This window comes from Kosakonia sp. CFBP8986, from assembly GCF_034044935.1.
In the GTDB taxonomy this organism is placed as follows: Bacteria; Pseudomonadota; Gammaproteobacteria; order Enterobacterales; family Enterobacteriaceae; genus Kosakonia; species Kosakonia cowanii.
On the sequence record NZ_JAXCXB010000006.1, the window covers coordinates 283810 to 303282 of the forward strand.

Annotated in this window: 16 protein-coding genes and 1 other annotated feature; of the genes, 11 read left to right on the forward strand and 5 right to left on the reverse strand. The window is 57.8% G+C overall.

Going from position 1 to position 19473, the window contains the following annotated elements; translation table 11 throughout:
* The first annotated feature begins 59 nt into the window (after nucleotides 1-59).
* Nucleotides 60-3413 carry a mechanosensitive channel MscK gene (gene mscK, locus SOM48_RS16125; RefSeq protein ID WP_320512312.1) on the forward strand — a complete coding sequence of 1118 codons (3354 nt, stop codon included), beginning with the start codon at nucleotides 60-62 and terminating at the stop codon, nucleotides 3411-3413.
* Nucleotides 3414-3430: 17 nt separating this feature from the next.
* Here mscK and rsmS read toward each other — a convergent pair whose 3' ends face one another.
* Entirely contained in the window at nucleotides 3431-3592 is a 162-nt protein-coding gene (gene rsmS, locus SOM48_RS16130) for a pleiotropic regulatory protein RsmS (protein ID WP_023478300.1), read from the reverse strand.
* A 13-nt stretch (nucleotides 3593-3605) separates the two neighbouring features.
* Nucleotides 3606-4133 carry a primosomal replication protein N'' gene (gene priC, locus SOM48_RS16135; protein WP_320512313.1) on the reverse strand — a complete coding sequence of 176 codons (528 nt, stop codon included), beginning with the start codon at nucleotides 4131-4133 and terminating at the stop codon, nucleotides 3606-3608.
* A 67-nt stretch (nucleotides 4134-4200) separates the two neighbouring features.
* Here priC and SOM48_RS16140 point away from each other — a divergent pair, with 67 nt between their 5' ends.
* From SOM48_RS16140 to SOM48_RS16180, 9 genes are all read left to right on the forward strand, one after another.
* Nucleotides 4201-4578: a DUF454 family protein gene (locus SOM48_RS16140; protein ID WP_042717622.1), complete on the forward strand. Its 378-nt coding sequence runs from the start codon at nucleotides 4201-4203 to the stop codon at nucleotides 4576-4578.
* A gap of 151 nt (nucleotides 4579-4729) precedes the next feature.
* Complete coding sequence (gene apt, locus SOM48_RS16145) at nucleotides 4730-5281, forward strand: adenine phosphoribosyltransferase (protein WP_023478292.1); 552 nt, start codon at nucleotides 4730-4732, stop codon at nucleotides 5279-5281.
* Between the two features lie 109 nt (nucleotides 5282-5390).
* A complete protein-coding gene (dnaX, locus tag SOM48_RS16150; protein ID WP_076769500.1) occupies nucleotides 5391-7322 on the forward strand; it encodes a DNA polymerase III subunit gamma/tau in 1932 nt (643 codons plus the stop codon).
* Nucleotides 6655-6719, forward strand: a sequence feature (DnaX frameshifting element). (Overlaps the previous gene by 65 nt.)
* Nucleotides 7323-7404: 82 nt before the next feature.
* Complete coding sequence (locus tag SOM48_RS16155) at nucleotides 7405-7734, forward strand: YbaB/EbfC family nucleoid-associated protein (protein WP_313354614.1); 330 nt, start codon at nucleotides 7405-7407, stop codon at nucleotides 7732-7734.
* Nucleotides 7734-8339, forward strand: coding sequence for a recombination mediator RecR (recR, locus tag SOM48_RS16160; RefSeq protein ID WP_023478251.1), 606 nt, complete (start codon nucleotides 7734-7736; stop codon nucleotides 8337-8339). Before SOM48_RS16155 ends, recR begins: the two co-directional genes overlap by 1 nt.
* Nucleotides 8340-8448: 109 nt before the next feature.
* Nucleotides 8449-10323: a molecular chaperone HtpG gene (gene htpG / locus SOM48_RS16165; protein ID WP_094419554.1), complete on the forward strand. Its 1875-nt coding sequence runs from the start codon at nucleotides 8449-8451 to the stop codon at nucleotides 10321-10323.
* Between the two features lie 170 nt (nucleotides 10324-10493).
* The gene (gene adk / locus SOM48_RS16170; RefSeq protein WP_023478294.1) at nucleotides 10494-11138 is read left to right on the forward strand and encodes an adenylate kinase; all 645 of its coding nucleotides are present in this window, start codon (nucleotides 10494-10496) and stop codon (nucleotides 11136-11138) included.
* A gap of 112 nt (nucleotides 11139-11250) precedes the next feature.
* A complete protein-coding gene (gene hemH / locus SOM48_RS16175) occupies nucleotides 11251-12213 on the forward strand; it encodes a ferrochelatase (RefSeq protein ID WP_023478268.1) in 963 nt (320 codons plus the stop codon).
* Nucleotides 12214-12274: 61 nt separating this feature from the next.
* Nucleotides 12275-13579: an inosine/guanosine kinase gene (locus SOM48_RS16180; protein ID WP_023478263.1), complete on the forward strand. Its 1305-nt coding sequence runs from the start codon at nucleotides 12275-12277 to the stop codon at nucleotides 13577-13579.
* A 597-nt stretch (nucleotides 13580-14176) separates the two neighbouring features.
* On the opposite strand, the gene ybaL is transcribed toward SOM48_RS16180, so the two are convergent.
* The gene (ybaL, locus tag SOM48_RS16185) at nucleotides 14177-15859 is read right to left on the reverse strand and encodes a YbaL family putative K(+) efflux transporter (protein ID WP_054804529.1); all 1683 of its coding nucleotides are present in this window, start codon (nucleotides 15857-15859) and stop codon (nucleotides 14177-14179) included.
* 518 nt (nucleotides 15860-16377) lie between these two features.
* Here ybaL and ushA point away from each other — a divergent pair.
* A complete protein-coding gene (ushA, locus tag SOM48_RS16190; RefSeq protein ID WP_320512314.1) occupies nucleotides 16378-18030 on the forward strand; it encodes a bifunctional UDP-sugar hydrolase/5'-nucleotidase UshA in 1653 nt (550 codons plus the stop codon).
* A 4-nt stretch (nucleotides 18031-18034) separates the two neighbouring features.
* On the opposite strand, the gene ybaK is transcribed toward ushA, so the two are convergent.
* Entirely contained in the window at nucleotides 18035-18514 is a 480-nt protein-coding gene (gene ybaK / locus SOM48_RS16195) for a Cys-tRNA(Pro)/Cys-tRNA(Cys) deacylase YbaK (RefSeq protein ID WP_023479038.1), read from the reverse strand.
* A gap of 77 nt (nucleotides 18515-18591) precedes the next feature.
* The gene (locus tag SOM48_RS16200; protein ID WP_312201114.1) at nucleotides 18592-19401 is read right to left on the reverse strand and encodes a TraB/GumN family protein; all 810 of its coding nucleotides are present in this window, start codon (nucleotides 19399-19401) and stop codon (nucleotides 18592-18594) included.
* Nucleotides 19402-19473: the final 72 nt, after the last annotated feature.

The following is a 19473-nucleotide window of genomic DNA, read 5'->3' on the forward strand; positions in this document are numbered from 1 at the left end:
TATTCTTCGCGCGTGGCCACTCCGGCCGCTTTCCCGAACAGACAACGATCGCTCAAATTATGTTGCACACCAATCGCACACCTAACCCGTTCGCAGCATTTGCCGCCGCACTGTTTCTTATTTTTATCAGCTTCTCAAGCCTGGCGGCGTCCGCACAGAGCGGAAGTGATTTGCCTTCGCGCAGCGAAGTGCAGAATCAGCTCGACGCACTCAATAAACAAAAAGATCACTCCGCGCAGGAGAAGCTGGTTATTCAGGATCTCAATGAGACTCTTGATACGCTGGATAAAATCGACCGCGTCAAGCAGGAGACCGCGCTGCTGAAGCAGAAAGTGGCGCAGGCGCCGGAACAGCTGCGTCAGGCTACCGATGCTCTCAACGCGCTTAATGATAAAGACAGCGATGAGGAGACGCGCAAAACCCTTGCCACGCTCTCGCTTCGTCAACTGGAGTCCCGCGTTTCGCAACTGCTTGAAGATCTGCAAACCGCGCAGAACGATCTCTCCAACTACAACAGCCAGCTGGTGTCGCTGCAGACGCAGCCAGAGCGCGTACAGAATGCGATGTACAGCGCCTCGCAGCAGTTGCAGCAGATCCGCAACCGTCTGAACGGCACGCTCGCCGGCGAAGGGGCGTTGCGCCCGACGCAGCAAACGCTGTTACAGGCTCAGCAAACCCTGCTCAATGCGCAGATTGAACAGCTGCGCAAAAGTCTTGAAGGCAATACCACCTTGCAGGATACGCTGCAAAAGCAGCGGGATTACGTCACCGCAAACAGTAACCGCCTCGAACACCAGCTTCAGTTATTGCAGGAAGCGGTTAACAGCAAACGCCTGACGCTGACAGAAAAAACGGCGCAGGAAGCGGTAACGCCGGATGATACCGCGCGCATTCAGGCGAACCCGCTGGTAAGCCAGGAGCTGGAGATTAACCACCAGCTGAGCCAGAAGCTGATTGAAGCCACCGAAAGCGGCAACGCGCTGGTGCAGCAGAATATCAAAGTGAAGAACTGGCTCGACCGTGCGCTGCAATCCGAGCGCAATATTAAAGAACAAATTTCGGTGCTGAAGGGGAGCCTGCTGCTGTCGCGCATCCTCTATCAGCAACAACAAACGCTGCCCTCAGCCGATGAGCTTGAGGATATGACCAACCGCATTGCGGATCTGCGTCTGGAGCAGTTCGACATCAACCAGAAGCGTGACGCGCTGTTCCAGAACGAGAACTTCGTCGCCAAACTGGAAGAGGGCCACCAGAGCGAAGTCAACGACGAAGTACACGACGCGCTGCTGCAGGTGGTCGATATGCGCCGTGAGTTGCTCGATCAGTTGAACAAGCAGCTCGGTAACCAGCTAATGATGGCCATTAACCTGCAGGTCAATCAGCAGCAGTTGATGAGCGTGTCGAAAAGCCTGCAAGAGATCCTGACCCAGCAAATTTTCTGGGTGAACAGCAACAAGCCGATGGACTGGGAGTGGTTCAAAGCCTTCCCGCAAACGCTGCGCGATGAGGTCAAAGGCACCCACATCACCGTCAACTGGGAAAAAGCATTGCCGGCGGTGGCGATCGCGTTTCTCGCCGGGCTGCCGCTGCTGCTGATTGCCGGGCTGATCCGCTGGCGTCTGCGCTGGTTGAAAAACTACCAGGTCAAGCTGGCAGAGCAGGTCGGACAGCTACGCAGCGACAGCCAGTTGCATACGCCAAAAGCGATCCTCATCGATCTGATCCGCGCCTTGCCGATCTGCCTGCTTATTCTGGCGGCGGGGCTGATTCTGCTGACCATGCAGCTTAATATCAGCGAGCTGCTGTGGGCGTTCAGTAAGAAGCTGGCGCTCTTCTGGCTGGTCTTTGGCCTGTGCTGGAAAGTGCTGGAAAAAGAGGGCGTCGCCGTTAATCACTTTGGCATGCCGGCGCAACTGACCAGCCACTGGCGGCGGCAGATTGTACGCATCAGCCTCGCGCTGCTGCCGCTCCACTTCTGGTCAGTGGTTGCGGAGCTGTCGCCGCTGCATCTGATGGATGACGTGCTCGGGCAGTTTGTCATTCTGCTGAACCTGCTGGTGATCACCGCGCTGGTGTGGCCGATGTTCCGCGAAAGCTGGCACGATAAAGAGTCGCATGCGCTGCGCCTGGTCACCGTCACGGTGCTGGCGATCGTGCCGATTGCCTTAATGGTGCTGACCGCTACCGGCTACTTCTATACCACGCTGCGCCTTGCCGGACGCTGGATTGAAACCGTCTATCTGGTGATTATCTGGAACCTGCTCTACCAGACGGTGCTGCGCGGTTTGAGCGTGGCGGCGCGGCGTATTGCCTATCGCCGTGCGCTGGCACGTCGTCAGAATATGGTGAAAGAGGGCGCGGAAGGCGCCGAGCCGCCGGAAGAGCCGACCATTGCGCTGGAGCAGGTTAACCAGCAGACACTGCGCATCACCATGCTGGTGATGGTGGCGCTGTTTGGCGTGGTCTTCTGGGCGATTTGGTCAGACTTGATCACTGTGTTTGCCTACCTCGACAGCATTACGCTGTGGCACTACAACAGCACCGAAGCGGGGGCGGCGGTGACCAAGAGCGTCACCCTCGGCAGCCTGCTGTTTGCGATTATCGCCTTTGTGGTGGCCTGGGCGCTGATCCGCAACTTGCCGGGTCTGCTGGAAGTGTTAGTCCTGTCGCGGCTCAATATGCGCCAGGGCTCCTCCTACGCCGTCACCACTATTCTGAACTACGTCATTATCGCGGTTGGAGCGCTAACGGTCTTCGGATCCCTTGGCGTCTCGTGGGATAAGTTGCAGTGGCTGGCGGCGGCGTTGTCGGTCGGTCTCGGCTTCGGGTTGCAGGAGATCTTCGGTAACTTTGTCTCCGGTCTGATTATCCTGTTTGAGCGCCCGGTGCGTATCGGCGATACCGTCACCATCGGTACCTTCTCCGGTACGGTAAGCAAGATCCGTATTCGTGCGACGACCATCACCGACTTCGATCGCAAAGAGGTGATTATCCCGAACAAGGCCTTTGTGACCGAGCGGCTGATCAACTGGTCGCTCTCCGATACCATCACCCGCGTGGTGATCCGTATCGGCGTGGCCTATGGCTCCGATCTGGAGAAAGTGAAGAAGGTGCTGCTGAAAGCGGCGATGGATCACCCGAAAGTGATGCACGACCCGGAACCGGCGGTCTTCTTTACCACCTTCGGGCCGAGCACGCTGGATCACGAGCTGCGTCTCTATGTGCGTGAACTGCGCGATCGCAGCTATACGGTGGATGAGCTTAACCGCACCATCGATCGCATGTGCCGGGAAAACGACATCAATATCGCCTTTAACCAGCTCGAAGTGCACCTGCGCAATGAGAAGGGTGATGCGTTAACGGAAGTGAAGCGCGAGATAAAGGGCGACGATCCGACTCCTGAAGCTCCGTAATGGTTAGCCCCTCTTCCTCAGGGAAGGGGGGCTGCCGGCTGTAACTGCTTCTGTTCAAAATCCCGTTTGACAATCTCCAGCGCTTTTAACACCAGATCGGGTGCGATCTCATGCTGTTCAAGCAGCATGATCAGATCGACCGCCAGCTTGACCTCATCCGGGGCATTTTCCAGCGACATCTTCTCTCCTTGGTTAACGGGTTAAACGCGCCAGCACGCGCTCAATGTTCTCCAGCGCTTTGCGACAGCGGCCGAGCCGGACATCCAATGCTTCCACCTCTTTATGCAGTTTCTGCTGCTCGGCGAGAGTGGTGACCGACGCTAAACATACGTTACGCTCATTTTTCATCGCCTGCAGGCGGCGCTCATACTCCTGATGCTGCAAGCGCCGCCGCTGCCAGCGCGTAATGCCGGGCGAGGCGTGATCCCACTGGCGCAGCGGCCAGACGGCGCTCTCCCGCGTCAGCGCGGCGATTTGCGCGGTTAAATGCTCCGCAAGCCAGAGCGCCTGCGGCAGATGGTTGCGCGCCACGGTCTCGCGCAGCGCCGCCAGGTTTTTATCGGTCTCATTAAGATAAGCACGCATGCGCGTATCTTTTGTCTGAAAAAGATGGCGATCAAAACGGGCGCTGACGGTGAAGTGATCCGCCAGCGGCGCGGCCTGCTGGCGTAACCGGGCGAGTTGCTGCTCCAGCCTCTCTAAAAGCGCGTCGCTTTTCATCTCTCATTCCCTCTTTTTCACGGCGATTATGGTACATTAGCCGCTTATTCCGGCAACGATTAGCACTATGCAACGCACTATTTTAATCATCATTGGCTGGCTGGCGGTAGTGCTTGGCACGTTGGGTGTCGTTCTGCCCGTTTTACCGACCACACCTTTTATTCTGCTGGCCGCCTGGTGTTTTGCCCGCTCGTCGCCGCGTTTTCATCACTGGCTGCTCTACCGCTCCTGGTTTGGCGGCTATCTGCGGCACTGGCAGCAGTATCGCGCCATGCCGCCCGGCGCAAAGCCGCGTGCGATAGTTATTACGCTTCTGACCTTCGCGGTTTCGCTCTATTTTGTGAAGATGATGTGGGTGCGCGTTTTGCTGCTGATCATCCTCGCGTGTCTGCTGATTTTCCTGTGGCGGATACCGGTGGTTGATGCAAAGCAACAAAAAACCTAATGCGCTGCGATGGCAGTTGCAATTCTCGCTCACTGCCAGTAAATTCGAGCGTTTTCGAGCACGGGGTCGACTGGTTAAAGCTTAACCAGGGGCCAATTGAGCCGTTATCATACGTCCCGTGAGTAATACCGTTTCTATCAGGCAAATATCCATGACAGCGACTGCGCAGCAGCTTGAATTTCTCAAAAACAGCATCAAAAGCATTCAGGATTACCCGAAGCCGGGCATCCTGTTCCGTGATGTCACCAGTTTGCTGGAAGACCCGAAGGCGTACGCCCTCAGCATTGAACTGCTGGTTGAGCGTTACAAAAACGCCGGGATCACTAAAGTTGTTGGTACCGAAGCGCGTGGCTTCCTGTTCGGCGCGCCGGTGGCGTTAGGCCTCGGCGTTGGCTTTGTGCCGGTACGTAAGCCGCGTAAATTGCCACGTGAAACTATCAGCGAGAGTTATGAGCTGGAGTATGGCACCGATCAGTTAGAGATCCATGTTGATGCGATCCAGGCTGGCGACACCGTACTGGTGGTCGACGATCTGCTGGCAACCGGCGGTACCATCGAAGCGACGGTGAAACTGATCCGCCGTCTGGGTGGCGAGGTTACCGACGCGGCGTTCATTATTAATCTGTTCGACCTGGGCGGCGAAGAGCGCCTGAAAAAACAGGGTGTTACTAGCTACAGCCTGGTCTCGTTCCCGGGGCATTGATCCCGCGTACCTTCATCCCTCACACCTGAGGGATGAAGTGCATTCTCAGCCGATGCTGTGTTAGCATTACCCCTCGTGAATCCACCTTCCAGCGTTTCAGAGCCTGCCAATGAGTTATCAGGTCTTAGCCCGAAAATGGCGACCGCAAACTTTTGCTGACGTCGTCGGCCAGGAGCATGTGCTGACCGCACTGGCGAACGGCTTAACATCAGGACGCATTCATCATGCGTATCTGTTCTCCGGCACCCGCGGCGTCGGAAAAACCTCTATTGCCCGTTTGCTGGCGAAGGGGCTTAACTGCGAAACCGGCATTACGGCGACACCGTGCGGTGTCTGCGATAACTGCCGTGAAATCGAGCAGGGCCGCTTTGTCGATCTGATTGAGATCGACGCCGCGTCGCGTACCAAAGTGGAAGATACCCGCGATCTGCTGGACAACGTCCAGTACGCGCCGGCGCGTGGCCGCTTCAAAGTCTATCTGATTGACGAAGTGCACATGCTCTCGCGTCACAGCTTCAACGCGTTGTTGAAAACCCTTGAAGAGCCGCCCGCGCACGTTAAATTCCTGCTGGCGACCACCGATCCGCAAAAACTGCCGGTGACGATCCTGTCCCGCTGCCTGCAGTTCCATCTTAAAGCGCTGGATGTCGATCAGATCCGCACCCAGCTTGAACATATTCTCGCTGACGAGAAGATCGAATCTGAGCCGCGCGCGCTGCAACTGCTGGCGCGCGCCGCCGACGGCAGCCTGCGTGATGCCCTGAGCCTGACCGATCAGGCGATCGCCAGCGGCAACGGCCAGCTTTCCGCTGCGGTAGTCAGCGCCATGCTCGGCACGCTGAATGACGATCAGGCGCTCTCCCTGGTGGAAGCGGTGATTGCTGCCAACGGCGAGCGGGCAATGGCGCTGGTTCATGATGCCGCCTCGCGTGGCGTCGAGTGGGACGCGCTGCTGCTGGAGATGCAGAGCCTGCTGCACCGCATCGCCATGGTTCAGCTCACCCCGGCGGCACTCGGCAGCGATATGGCGTCGGTGGAGCACCGTCTGCGTGAACTCGCGCGCACCGTACCGCCTGCCGATATTCAGCTCTACTACCAGACGCTGCTGATTGGCCGCAAAGAGTTACCCTTCGCGCCCGACAGACGGATGGGCGTTGAGATGACCCTACTGCGCGCGCTGGCGTTCCATCCGCGCGCGCCGTTGCCTGCGCCAGAGGTGCAGCAGGCCTCGTTTGCGCCGGTCGCGCCGACGGCGGTGATGTCGCCGCAGCAGGTCGCTCCTGCACCGCAGGCGCAGTCCGCGCCCCAGCAAGATGTTTCGCTGCCGCCCTCTACCAGCCAGGTGCTGGCGGCGCGCAGACAGCTGCAGCAGGCGCAGGGAGCAGACAAAGCAAAAAAGAGTGAACCGGCAGCCGCAACCCGCGCGCGGCCGGTGAGTAACGCCGCGCTGGAGAGGCTCGCCTCTGTCACCGAGCGCGTACAGTCCCGCCCGGCGGCGGCAACGGCCGACAACAAGCCGGTGAAAAAAGAGGCCTATCGCTGGAAAGCGACCACCGTCGTTGAGACGGTAAAAGAGGTCATCGCCACGCCAAAAGCGCTGAAAAAGGCGCTTGAGCACGAGAAAACGCCGGAGCTGGCGAAGAAGCTGGCAGAAGAGGCGATCGAGCGCGACGCGTGGGCAAAAGAGGTGAGTCTGCTGAAATTGCCTAAACTGGTCGAGCAGGTGGCGCTGAATGCCTGGAAAGAGCAGGATGGCGCGCGCATCTGTCTGCACCTTCGCAGCGCCCAGCGCCATCTCCATTCGCCCGGCGCGGTGAAGACGCTCGGCGAGGCGCTTAGCGAATTGCACGGTTCGACGGTTGAACTGACTATTATTGAAGATGATAATCCGGCGGTGCGTACGCCGCTGGAGTGGCGTCAGGCCATCTATGAAGAGAAGCTCGCGCAGGCGCGCGAGTCGATTATTGCGGATAGCAATATCCAGACCCTGCAGCGCTTTTTCGATGCGGATCTGGATGAAGAGAGTATCCGCCCCCTTTGACAGGAAGAGCGATACTTCCCGTTTTCAACCCTGAATGTGACTTATCACCCTGGTGAGTCACCACAGCTAAAGAGAGAAGCCTATGTTTGGAAAAGGCGGTCTGGGTAACCTGATGAAACAGGCCCAGCAGATGCAAGAAAAGATGCAGAAAGTGCAGGAAGAGATCGCGCAGCTGGAAGTGACCGGCGAATCAGGCGCGGGTCTGGTGAAAGTGACCATCAACGGCGCGCATAACTGCCGTCGCGTGGAGATCGATCCGAGCCTGCTCGAAGACGACAAAGAGATGCTGGAAGATCTGGTCGCCGCTGCATTCAACGATGCTGCACGCCGCATTGAAGAGACGCAGAAAGATAAGATGGCCTCTGTCTCTTCCGGTATGTCCCTGCCGCCAGGCTTTAAGATGCCGTTCTGATGCAGACCAGTCCGCTGTTAACGCAGCTTATGGAAGCGTTGCGCTGCCTGCCGGGTGTTGGCCCGAAGTCGGCGCAGCGCATGGCATTTACGCTGCTGCAGCGGGATCGCAGCGGCGGCATGCGCCTCGCGCAGGCGCTTACCCGGGCGATGTCGGAGATTGGTCACTGCGCGGATTGCCGCACCTTTACCGAGCAGGAGGTGTGTAACATCTGCACCAACCCGCGACGTCAGGAAAACGGTCAAATCTGCGTGGTGGAAAGCCCGGCGGACATCTACGCCATTGAGCAAACCGGTCAGTTTTCCGGTCGCTACTTTGTGCTGATGGGGCACCTGTCGCCGCTGGACGGTATCGGGCCGGATGATATCGGTCTCGACCGGCTGGAGCAGCGCCTTGAGTCCGAAAAGATTCAGGAGGTGATCCTCGCCACCAACCCGACGGTGGAAGGGGAGGCGACCGCTAACTATATTGCCGAGTTGTGCGGGCAATATGGCGTGGAAGCCAGCCGTATCGCCCACGGCGTGCCGGTGGGCGGCGAGCTGGAGATGGTGGATGGCACCACGCTTTCCCACTCTCTCGCCGGGCGTCACAAGATTCGTTTTTAACCAGACGGGGGCAGAAATTTTTGCCTCCGCTTGAAATTCCCCGCCGTTATCCCCACTTCTCCCTCAACGCTTTTTCCACCTTGTAAATGGCATTGTTGAGGTTTTCCCAATGAAAGGACAAGAAACACGTGGCTTCCAGTCAGAAGTAAAACAGCTTCTGCATTTGATGATTCACTCTCTTTATTCCAACAAAGAAATCTTCCTGCGTGAGCTTATCTCCAACGCCTCGGATGCGGCGGATAAACTGCGTTTCCGCGCGCTCTCTAAACCCGATCTCTATGAAGGCGACGGCGACCTGCGCGTGCGCGTCTCCTTCGACAAAGAGAAACGTACCCTGACCATCGCCGATAACGGTATCGGTATGAACCGCGATGAAGTGATCGACCATCTGGGGACGATTGCCAAATCCGGCACCAAAGCCTTCCTCGAATCGATGGGTTCCGATCAGGCGAAAGATAGCCAGCTGATTGGCCAGTTTGGCGTTGGTTTCTACTCGGCATTTATCGTTGCCGACAAAGTGACCGTGCGCACCCGCGCGGCGGGCGAAAGCGCGGAAAACGGTGTCTTCTGGGAATCGGAAGGCGCGGGCGAATACACCGTTGCTGATATCACCAAAGCCGATCGCGGTACCGAGATCACCCTGCATCTGCGCGAAGGGGAAGATGATTTCCTCAACGACTGGCGCGTACGCTCCATCATCAGCAAATACTCCGACCATATCGCGCTGCCGGTTGAGATCGAAAAACAGGAAGAGAAAGACGGCGAAACCGTTGTCACCTGGGAGAAGATCAACAAGGCACAGGCGCTGTGGACGCGTAACAAGTCTGAAATCAAAGATGACGAGTACAACGAGTTCTACAAACATATCTCCCATGATTACAGCGATCCGCTGATCTGGAGCCATAACCGCGTTGAAGGGAAGCAGGAGTACACCAGCCTGCTCTATATCCCGTCGCAGGCACCGTGGGATATGTGGAACCGCGATCACAAGCACGGCCTGAAACTCTACGTTCAGCGCGTCTTTATCATGGATGAAGCTGAGCAGTTTATGCCGAACTACCTGCGTTTCGTGCGCGGGCTGGTCGACTCCAACGATCTGCCGCTCAACGTCTCCCGTGAAATTCTGCAGGACAGCAGCGTTACCCGCAGCCTGCGCACTGCGCTGACCAAACGCGTGCTGCAGATGCTGGAAAAACTGGCGAAGGATGACGCGGAAAAATACCAGACCTTCTGGCAGCAGTTCGGCCTGGTGCTGAAAGAGGGGACCGGCGAAGACAGCGGCAACCTGGAAACCATCGCCAAACTGCTGCGTTTCGCCTCCACGCACAACGACTCCTCCGCACAGACCGTGTCGCTGGAAGAGTACGTCTCGCGCATGAAAGAGGGTCAGGAGAAGATCTACTTCATCACCGCCGACAGCTACGCCGCGGCGAAGAGCAGCCCGCACCTTGAGCTGCTGCGTAAGAAAGGCATCGAAGTGCTGCTGCTTTCCGACCGCATTGATGAGTGGATGATGAGCTACCTGACCGAGTTCGACGGTAAGCCGTTCCAGTCTGTAGCGAAAGCCGATGCCTCGCTGGACAAGCTGGCTGACGAAGTGGATGAGTCCACCAAAGAAGCGGAAAAAGCGCTGGAGCCGTTTGTTGAGCGCGTGAAAACCCTGCTTGGTGAGCGCGTGAAAGAGGTGCGTCTGACTCACCGTCTGACCGATACTCCGGCCGTTGTGGTGACCGATGCTGATGAGATGAGCACGCAGATGGCGAAGCTGTTTGCCGCGGCTGGCCAGAGCGCACCGGAAGTGAAATACATCTTCGAACTGAACCCGGATCACGCGCTGGTGAAACGCGCGGCGGATACCCAGGACGAAGGGCAGTTTAACCAGTGGGTTGAGCTGCTGCTGGACCAGGCGCTGTTCGCCGAACGCGGTACGCTGGAAGATCCAAACCAGTTTATTCGCCGTATGAACCAGCTGCTGGTTTCGTAAGCTGCACCAGGGAGGCCACCGCGCCTCCCTTTTTTATTCCCGCTTTTGCCGTTTAAGAAAAAGGTAGCATTACCGTTTCAGCGTCCGCGCCTTTCTTGAGCCTGCCTCCTCTTGATGGTATCTTTTAGCGCTTTTGAAAAATTGAACCAACATTTGAGGGGATTTTCGCAATGCGTATTATTCTGCTGGGCGCTCCGGGCGCAGGTAAAGGAACTCAGGCGCAGTTCATCATGGAGAAATACGGTATTCCGCAAATCTCTACGGGTGACATGCTGCGTGCCGCAGTAAAATCCGGCAGCGAGCTGGGTAAACAGGCGAAAGATATCATGGACGCCGGCAAGCTGGTCACCGACGAACTGGTTATTGCGCTGGTGAAAGAGCGTATCGCCCAGGAAGATTGCCGCAACGGCTTCCTGCTGGACGGTTTCCCGCGCACCATTCCGCAGGCGGATGCGATGAAAGAAGCCGGCATCAACGTCGATTTCGTGCTGGAATTCGCCGTACCGGACGAGCTGATTGTCGATCGCATCGTCGGTCGTCGCGTTCACGCCGCCTCTGGCCGCGTTTACCACATCAAATACAACCCGCCGAAAGAGGAAGGGAAAGATGATGTGACCGGCGACGAGCTGACCACCCGTAAAGACGATCAGGAAGAGACCGTGCGTAAGCGCCTGGTCGAATACCATCAGCTGACGGCTCCGCTGATTGGTTACTATCAGAAAGAAGCGGAAGCGGGTAACACCCAGTACGTTAAAGTTGACGGCACCAAAGCGGTTAGCGACGTACGCGCTGAACTGGAAAAAATCCTCGGGTAATTTCCATTTCCCCCGGCTATGTGTCGGGGGAAACTATCAATCACAGCAATTGGTTCCGTTTACCCGCTTTTCGGCTACAATAATCAACCAGTTAAATGGTTAAGAGGCGCGAATGAGTCAGGCAAAAACGGGCATTTTGTTGGCCAATCTCGGCACCCCCGATGCACCCACCCCCCAGGCCGTTAAACGGTATCTGCGGCAGTTCTTAAGCGACAGACGCGTGGTCGATACGCCCCGCTTGCTGTGGTGGCCGCTGTTACGCGGCGTGATCCTGCCTATTCGTTCTCCCCGCGTGGCGAAACTCTATAAATCCGTCTGGATGGAAGAGGGCTCACCATTAATGGTCTACAGCCGCAGGCAGGAAAAGGCGTTAGCCGCTCGCTTGCCGGATGTGCCTGTTGCGCTCGGCATGAGCTACGGTTCACCGTCGCTGGAGAGCGCCGTCGAGGCGCTGATGGCGCAGGGTGTGGAACATATCGTTGTGCTCACGCTCTACCCGCAATACTCCTGCTCGACGGTTGCCGCCGTCTGGGATGAGCTGGCGCGTATTCTCGGCAAAAAACGTTTTATCCCCGGCATCTCCTTTATTCGCGACTACGCTGATAACGCAGACTACATCGCGGCGTTAGCGAACAGCGTGCGCGCCTCATTTGCGCAGCATGGCGAACCGGATCTGCTCCTGCTCTCCTACCACGGTATTCCACAGCGTTACGCCTCGCAGGGGGATGACTACCCGCAGCGCTGCCGCGATACCACCCGTGAGCTGGTTTCCGCTCTCGACCTGCCGCCGGAAAAGGTGATGATGACCTTCCAGTCGCGCTTTGGCCGCGAGCCGTGGCTGACGCCTTACACCGATGAGACGCTGAAAATGCTCGGTGAGAAGGGCGTGAAGCATATTCAGGTGATGTCACCGGGCTTTGCCGCCGACTGCCTGGAGACGCTGGAGGAGATCGCTGTGCAGAACCGCGAGTTCTTCCTCGAAGCCGGGGGTGAAAAGTATGAATACATTCCTGCGTTGAATGATTCACCGGAACATATTGAGATGATGGTCAACTTAACGGCCAAATATCGCTGATCGCTGCGCGGGCCGAGTGTGATACCATGCACGGCCCGAATGTATTGCACGTAGCACAAAGATGAAATTTCCCGGTAAACGTAAGTCCAAACACTATTTCCCCGTCAACGCCCGCGACCCCTTATTGCAGCAAATCCAGCCTGAGAGCGAAACCGGCACCAGCTGGGTGGTCGGCATCGACCAGACGCTGGTGGATATCGAAGCGAAAGTGGATGATGCGTTTATCGCACGTTTCGGCCTCAGTGCGGGCCATTCGCTGGTGATCGCCGATGATGTCGCCGAAGCGCTCTATCAGGAGCTGGTGAGCAATAACCTGATTACCCACCAGTTTGCCGGCGGCACCATTGGCAACACCCTGCACAACTACTCGGTGTTGGCCGATGACCGCTCGGTGCTGCTGGGCGTGATGTGTGACAACGTGCAAATCGGCGGTTACGCTTACCGTTACCTCTGCAACACCTCCAGCCGTACCGATCTTAACTACCTGCAGGGCGTTGAGGGGGCAATTGGCCGCTGCTTTACGCTGGTCAGCGACAGCGGTGAGCGCACCTTCGCCATCAGCCCCGGTCATATGAACCAGCTGCGCCCGGAAAGTATTCCTGAAGAGGTGATTGCTGGTGCCTCCGCGCTGGTGCTCTCCTCCTATTTAGTGCGCTGTAAGCCCGGCGAGCCGATGCCGGAGGCGACCATGCAGGCGGTGGCCTATGCCAAAAAGCACAATGTGCCGGTGGTGCTGACGCTGGGTACCAAATACGTTATCGCCGACAATGTGCCGTGGTGGCGCGACTTCCTTAAAGAGAACGTCTCGATTCTGGCGATGAATGAAGAGGAGGGGCACGCCCTGACCGGTGAGAGCGATCCGCTGATGGCGGCGGATAAAGCGCTGGACTGGGTCGATCTGGTGCTCTGCACCGCCGGGCCGGTCGGCTTATATATGGCGGGCTTTACCGAAGATGAGGCGAAGCGCAAAACCCAGCACCCGCTGCTGCCGGGCGCGATTGCCGAATTTAACCAGTATGAGTTTAGCCGTGCGATCCGCCATAAGGATTGCGAGCATCCGCTGCGCATCTACTCCCATATCGCCCCCTATATGGGCGGGCCGGAGAAGATCATGAACACTAACGGCGCAGGCGATGGCGCGCTGGCGGCGCTGCTGCATGATATTACCGCTAATAACTATCACCGTAACAACGTGCCAAACTCCAGTAAGCATAACTTCAGCTGGCTGACCTACTCGTCGCTGGCGCAGGTATGCAAATACGCGAACCGCGTCAGTTACCAGGTGCTGAACCAGCACTCCCCGCGCTTAACCCGCGGCCTGCCGGAGCGGGAAGATAGCCTCGAAGAGGCGTACTGGGAGCGGTAAGGATAAGGCCAGTAACGAATCTGCTGAAACGGCGTAGGCCGGATAAGCGGTTACGCGCCATCCGGCATTATCACCGCGGCACCGATTGCCGGATGGCGGCTTCGCCTTATCCGGCCTACAAAAACGGAGCCCGCTGAAACGGCGTAGGCCGGATAAGCGCTAGCGCCATCCGGCAATGGGTGCGGCATGTTGCCTCGGTGGAAGGGTTCCGTTCACCATACGTGGTGGGGTTTCATTGACCTCTTATGCGGTGAACGGGACAAGGGGGGGACCGCTCCCCCCTTGTCAATCCCCGCGGCCCCGCGAGGAAATCGGTGCTGCGCACTGCGCTCACCTCCCGCGTGCCTGACTGCGGCCGGCTCGACTCGACATCCTGTCTCGGTTCGCCTCTGTCCGCCATCCATGGCGTCCAGACCTTGTCATTCACGCTTCGGTTCGCCGATTTCAGCGGGGACACAACCCCCTCGCTGCGAGACCGCTGGTAAAAGCAATATCGGTGTGGCTGTAGGCTCGTTTTGGTAGGCCGGATAAGGCGAAGCCGCCATCCGGCAAGGGTGCCGCACCCATTGCCTGATGGCGCGCAACCGCTTATCCGGCCTACGCGGTTTCCGCGGCTTCATTTCCCGCTGGCGTATTCGCCAAAATATTCAACATCGTGTTGGCGATCTCGCGCTCACCCATCACCACCTGGTTTGCACCGCGTTCGCTGATGTAATCCACCTCATCGTCATAATGGGCGCGGGCGATAATCTCGATGTTCGGGCACTTCTCGCGCGCGGTGGCGACAATCTCACCCGCTTCATAGCCGTTCGGAATGGTCAACAGCAGCCAGCGGGCGCAATCCAGATGCGCCAGATTCATAATCTCTTCATTCGCCGCGTTGCCCAGCACCGCGCGGACACCGCGCTCGCGCAGCTCATCCACCCGCGTGCGGGAGGTTTCAATCACCACCAGCGGAATGCCCTGGGCAATCAGCTTCTCGCCGAGCAGGCTGCCGACGCGGCCAAAGCCGACCAGCAGCGCATGGTTGCAGATATCAACCGGGATCTGCTTCTCATCTTCCGTCGCCTCTTCCAGCGTCTGCTCCTCTAGCGTCTCGGTCTTATCGAGATACTTCTCGAGGATCGTAAAGAGGATTGGGTTGAGCATAATCGACAGGATCGCCCCTGCCAGCACCAGGTTTTGCCCCTCCTGCGGTAGCAGATCCAGCGCCATCCCCAGCCCTGCAAGAATAAAGGCGAACTCACCAATCTGCGCGAGGCTGGCGGCGATGGTTAATGCGGTACGCGGCGAGTGGCCAAACATGCGCACCAGCAGAAAAGCCGCCGCCGATTTACCAAAGACAATAATTGCCAGCGTTGCCAGCACCGCCAGCGGCTGATCGACAAGGATCATCGGATCGAACAGCATGCCGACGGAGACGAAGAAGAGCACCGCAAAGGCATCGCGCAGCGGCAGCGTGTCGTGGGCCGCACGGTGGCTCAGCTCGGACTCATTAAGCACCATGCCGGCGAAGAAGGCACCGAGGGCGAAGGAGACATCAAACAGCTCAACCGCGCCGAAGGCGATGCCGAGCGCCAGCGCCAGCACCGAAAGGGTAAACAGCTCGCGGGAGCCGGTTGCGGCGCTGCGCGCCATGATCCACGGCACCAGGCGGCGGCCAACCAGCATCATAATGGCGATAAAGGCCACCACTTTACCGATGGTGATACCCATATCCACCGCCAGCGAGGCAAGGCCAACATCGCCTTTCTCCATCATGCCTGCTACTGCGGGCAGCAGCACCAGCGTTAACACCATCACCAGGTCTTCAACGATCAGCCAGCCGATAGCTATCTGCCCGCGCTGGCTATCCACCAGTTGTCGCTCCTCAAGGGCGCGCAGCAGCACCACGGTACTGGCGGTCGAGAGACAGAGACCAAAGACGATGCCGGTCATCAGCGACCAGCCAAGCCCGGCAGAGAGCGCCATACCCAGCAGCGTCGCCACGGCTATCTGTGCGATCGCGCCGGGAATGGCGATGGCCTTTACCGCCATCAAATCCTTCAGGGAGAAGTGCAGGCCGACGCCGAACATCAGCAGTATCACGCCCAGCTCTGCGAGTTCAGGTGCCAGTTTGGTGTCCGCCACAAAACCTGGCGTAAACGGCCCCGATAACACGCCCGCTAATAAGTAACCCACCAGAGGGGAAATGCGCAGTTTGTTGGCAATCATGCCGAGGATAAAAGCGAGCACAAGCCCGCCGACAATGGTGGTAATAAGCGGTGTGGCGTGATGCATTCCGTCTCCTTTCGTTGATGCGTGGATCCCACGGTCGTCGACCGATAGCTGAGTTACAGTTTATGACAATTTTGCCGGCCGCGTTTGTTAATAATTGTTGAATTATGAAGAAAACAGCAATTTGGATGAAAAAAATCGCCAACCGGCTCTGCCATAACATAACTAAGTGCGCTAACGCCGTTTTAAAGGATAAATGGCAGAGAAAACCAGGGCTTTCCCCGAGCAGAAAGGCAGGGAAGTCAGCGTGATGGTGAGCGAATATGGTGATCATCCTGTGCAAACAGGGGAAGATGCGCTTTCTGCCTGCTCATGCAATGCAACCGCGCATCGTTACGCTTGTTGCGCTCACGCGCCTGCAAGATTGCGGTTGCGCCTCTTTTATGAACAATGAAGCGGCAGGCGGGAAATAAAAAGTGACGCGCAATAAACGCTGCCCGTCATAGTCACCAGAACTTATTTGTCTATTATTGACGAGCGCTGTATTTTCTCCTTTCACCAATGGGGTCAGGGAGAGAAGCATGAGCGTGTTAAAGAAGAGTATTACGGTGAGCCTGCTGGCGGCGCTGGGCGCATTAAGCCTGCCGGCGCAGGCTTACGAGCAGGATAAAACCTATAACATCACCATCCTGCACACGAACGACCACCACGGTCACTTCTGGCGCAGCGAGTATGGCGAATATGGCCTCTCGGCGCAGAAGACGCTGGTGGACGGTATTCGCAAAGAGGTGGCGGCGCAGGGCGGCAGCGTGCTGCTGCTTTCAGGCGGTGACATCAATACCGGCGTACCGGAGTCCGATTTACAGGATGCCGAGCCCGATTTCCGCGGCATGAACCTTATTGGTTATGACGCAATGGCGGTCGGCAACCACGAGTTCGATAACCCGATGAGCGTCCTGCGCCAGCAGGAGAAGTGGGCGAAGTTCCCCTTCCTCTCCGCCAATATCTATCAGAAGAGCACCAATCAGCGCCTCTTCAAACCGTGGATGATCTTCAACCGCGAAGGGCTGAAAATTGCCGTTATCGGCCTGACCACCGACGACACGGCCAAAATCGGCAACCCGGAGTACTTCACTGATATCGAGTTCCGCCAACCGGCCGCCGAAGCGAAGCTGGTCATTGATGAACTGAATCAAAATGAAAAACCGGATGTCATTATCGCCACCACCCATATGGGTCATTACGACAACGGCGAGCATGGTTCCAACGCGCCGGGCGACGTCGAAATGGCGCGCAGCCTGCCGAAAGGGGCGCTGGCGCTGATTGTGGGCGGTCACTCACAGGATCCGGTCTGCATGGCCTCGGAGAATAAAAAACAGGCCGATTATGTGCCCGGCACACCGTGCGCACCGGATCAGCAAAACGGCACCTGGATTGTGCAGGCCCATGAGTGGGGTAAATACGTTGGTCGCGCGGATTTCCAGTTCCGTAACGGCGAGATGAAACTGGTGCGCTACCAGCTCATCCCGGTCAACCTGAAGAAGAAAGTGACCTACGACAACGGCAAAAGCGAACGCGTGCTCTACACGCCGGAAATTGCCGAAAACGCGCAGATGCTCTCGCTGCTGACGCCGTTCCAGAACAAAGGCAAAGCGCAGTTGGGAGTGAAGATTGGTAGTACGACGGGCCGCCTTGAGGGGGATCGCAGCAAAGTGCGCTTTGTGCAGACCAACCTGGCGCGGGTACTACTTGCGGCGCAGATGGCGCGCACCGGCGCGGATCTGGCGGTGATGAGCGGCGGCGGCGTTCGCGACAGCATTGAAGCGGGCGATATCACCTATAAAGATGTGCTGAAAGTGCAGCCGTTTGGTAACACCGTCGCCTACGTCAATCTTACGGGTAAAGAGCTGCTGGATTACCTGACAGCAGTAGCGCAGATGAAGCCCGATTCCGGCGCCTATCCGCAGTTTGCCAACGTCAGTTTTGTAGCGAAAGGCGGCCAGCTGAGCGACGTGAAGATCAAAGGCGAACCGCTGGATGAGGCGAAAAGCTACCGTCTGGCGACCCTGAGCTTCAACGCCACCGGCGGTGATGGTTATCCGCGGCTGGATGATAAAGCCGGGTACGTGAACACCGGCTTTATCGACGCTGAAGTGCTGAAAGAGTTCATCCAGAACAACTCACCGCTGGATGTGAATGCTTACGAACCGAAAGGCGAAGTGAGCTGGCAGTAACGCCTCACTCACGGCGGGCGATATCGGCAAATTGCGCACCCAGCAGTTTCGCCAGATCGCTCGCCGCCAGTTCAATATCCAGCCCGCGCTTACCGCCAGAGATATAGATAGTGTCGAAGGTTTGTGCGGGCGCATCGATCAGCGTCGGCAGGCGTTTTTTCTGCCCGAGCGGGCTGATGCCGCCCACCAGATAGCCGGTGGTGCGCTGCGCCACCATTGGATCTGCCATATCGACTTTTTTCGCGCCCAGCGCTTTGGCGACCTTTTTCAAATCGAGCATCCCGGCCACCGGCGTCACCGCCACGGCCAGCTGCTTCATATCGCCGTTGACCGCCACCAGCAACGTTTTATAAACCCTGTCGGCATCCAGCCCCAGCTTACGCACCACTTCATCGCCGAAGTTGGTCTCGTTAGGGTCGTGATCGTAGCTGTGGAGTTGAAAAGCGATGCCATTTTTTTCCAGTAACTTTACGGCGGGCGTCATAATAATCCTTCTTATCAAGCGTTTTCACGCCGTAAGCATACGCCTGCTTCCCCCCGGGAAAATAGTAGCATCTTGCGCTAATGGGCCATTTTTTCCGCTAACAGTGAGGGAAGATTGCCGTCGCCATAGAGATGCAGCGCGCCTGCGGCCACCACATAGCGCCCCGGCGGCAGGCGGAACAGATAGTCGCACCATGCGCGGTTACGCTGATGCATCAGCACATCGTGCAGCGGCTGGCTGAAGGTTGAGGGAAGACTCAGGTTTTCATCACGCGGCGGGCTCTCCAGCCACCAGCTCATCATCACCTGTAACAGGCGCGCATTCTCATGCCAGTGGGTGAGGGTGTCCTGCAACAGTTCGCTACCGTCGTCCGGCAGCTGGCGCAAAATATCGAGCTGGCTGGTGGTGCCCTCCAGTTCCATGATCGCCACGTTAAAACGCTGTGCGGCTTGTAGCAGCTGGTAGTCAATGCCGTAGTCGGAACGCAGCCCGAGCCGCTGCGCCTGCGTTGCCTGTAGCACCAGCGCGATGTGCCAGGCCGGGCGCGTCTCAAATGCCGCACGGCTTAACGACAGGCTCTCCAGCGTGCTCTCTAACGAATCGAGCAGCGCCGGGCTGAGGCGGGTGTCGAGCGGGTCGGCGTCAGGAAGGTTAGCAAACGGCGAGTCGGAACCGGCGATATCCGCCTCGACAATCAGTGCATCGGCCTCGCGCACCTTTTGCAGCAGCGCGGCGGGCAGCGGCGCCATGCCGTGGGTGCCCATATGAATGCTTCCGACCAGGTGAAGGTGCCGGTCACCGGGCAACTCAACGTCTAATGCAGGCCAGGGGTAGCGGCGCTGACGAAGCGCGAGAAGAAAAGCTTTCAATCGTTGAAACAGGCTCATACGCGCTTCCTGAGAGTAAAAAGGCATGCTAACGCGCGAAGCGGGAGGGTGTAAACCCCGCCACAGGTAGCG

Excerpts from the sequence above, each read along its gene's own strand:
- mscK (WP_320512312.1), top strand. The coding sequence starts at position 60 with ATGTTGCACACCAATCGCACACCTAACCCGTTCGCAGCATTTGCCGCC.
- rsmS (WP_023478300.1), bottom strand. The coding sequence starts at position 3,592 with ATGTCGCTGGAAAATGCCCCGGATGAGGTCAAGCTGGCGGTCGATCTG.
- priC (WP_320512313.1), bottom strand. The coding sequence starts at position 4,133 with ATGAAAAGCGACGCGCTTTTAGAGAGGCTGGAGCAGCAACTCGCCCGG.
- SOM48_RS16140 (WP_042717622.1), top strand. The coding sequence starts at position 4,201 with ATGCAACGCACTATTTTAATCATCATTGGCTGGCTGGCGGTAGTGCTT.
- apt (WP_023478292.1), top strand. The coding sequence starts at position 4,730 with ATGACAGCGACTGCGCAGCAGCTTGAATTTCTCAAAAACAGCATCAAA.
- dnaX (WP_076769500.1), top strand. The coding sequence starts at position 5,391 with ATGAGTTATCAGGTCTTAGCCCGAAAATGGCGACCGCAAACTTTTGCT.
- SOM48_RS16155 (WP_313354614.1), top strand. The coding sequence starts at position 7,405 with ATGTTTGGAAAAGGCGGTCTGGGTAACCTGATGAAACAGGCCCAGCAG.
- recR (WP_023478251.1), top strand. The coding sequence starts at position 7,734 with ATGCAGACCAGTCCGCTGTTAACGCAGCTTATGGAAGCGTTGCGCTGC.
- htpG (WP_094419554.1), top strand. The coding sequence starts at position 8,449 with ATGAAAGGACAAGAAACACGTGGCTTCCAGTCAGAAGTAAAACAGCTT.
- adk (WP_023478294.1), top strand. The coding sequence starts at position 10,494 with ATGCGTATTATTCTGCTGGGCGCTCCGGGCGCAGGTAAAGGAACTCAG.
- hemH (WP_023478268.1), top strand. The coding sequence starts at position 11,251 with ATGAGTCAGGCAAAAACGGGCATTTTGTTGGCCAATCTCGGCACCCCC.
- SOM48_RS16180 (WP_023478263.1), top strand. The coding sequence starts at position 12,275 with ATGAAATTTCCCGGTAAACGTAAGTCCAAACACTATTTCCCCGTCAAC.
- ybaL (WP_054804529.1), bottom strand. The coding sequence starts at position 15,859 with ATGCATCACGCCACACCGCTTATTACCACCATTGTCGGCGGGCTTGTG.
- ushA (WP_320512314.1), top strand. The coding sequence starts at position 16,378 with ATGAGCGTGTTAAAGAAGAGTATTACGGTGAGCCTGCTGGCGGCGCTG.
- ybaK (WP_023479038.1), bottom strand. The coding sequence starts at position 18,514 with ATGACGCCCGCCGTAAAGTTACTGGAAAAAAATGGCATCGCTTTTCAA.
- SOM48_RS16200 (WP_312201114.1), bottom strand. The coding sequence starts at position 19,401 with ATGAGCCTGTTTCAACGATTGAAAGCTTTTCTTCTCGCGCTTCGTCAG.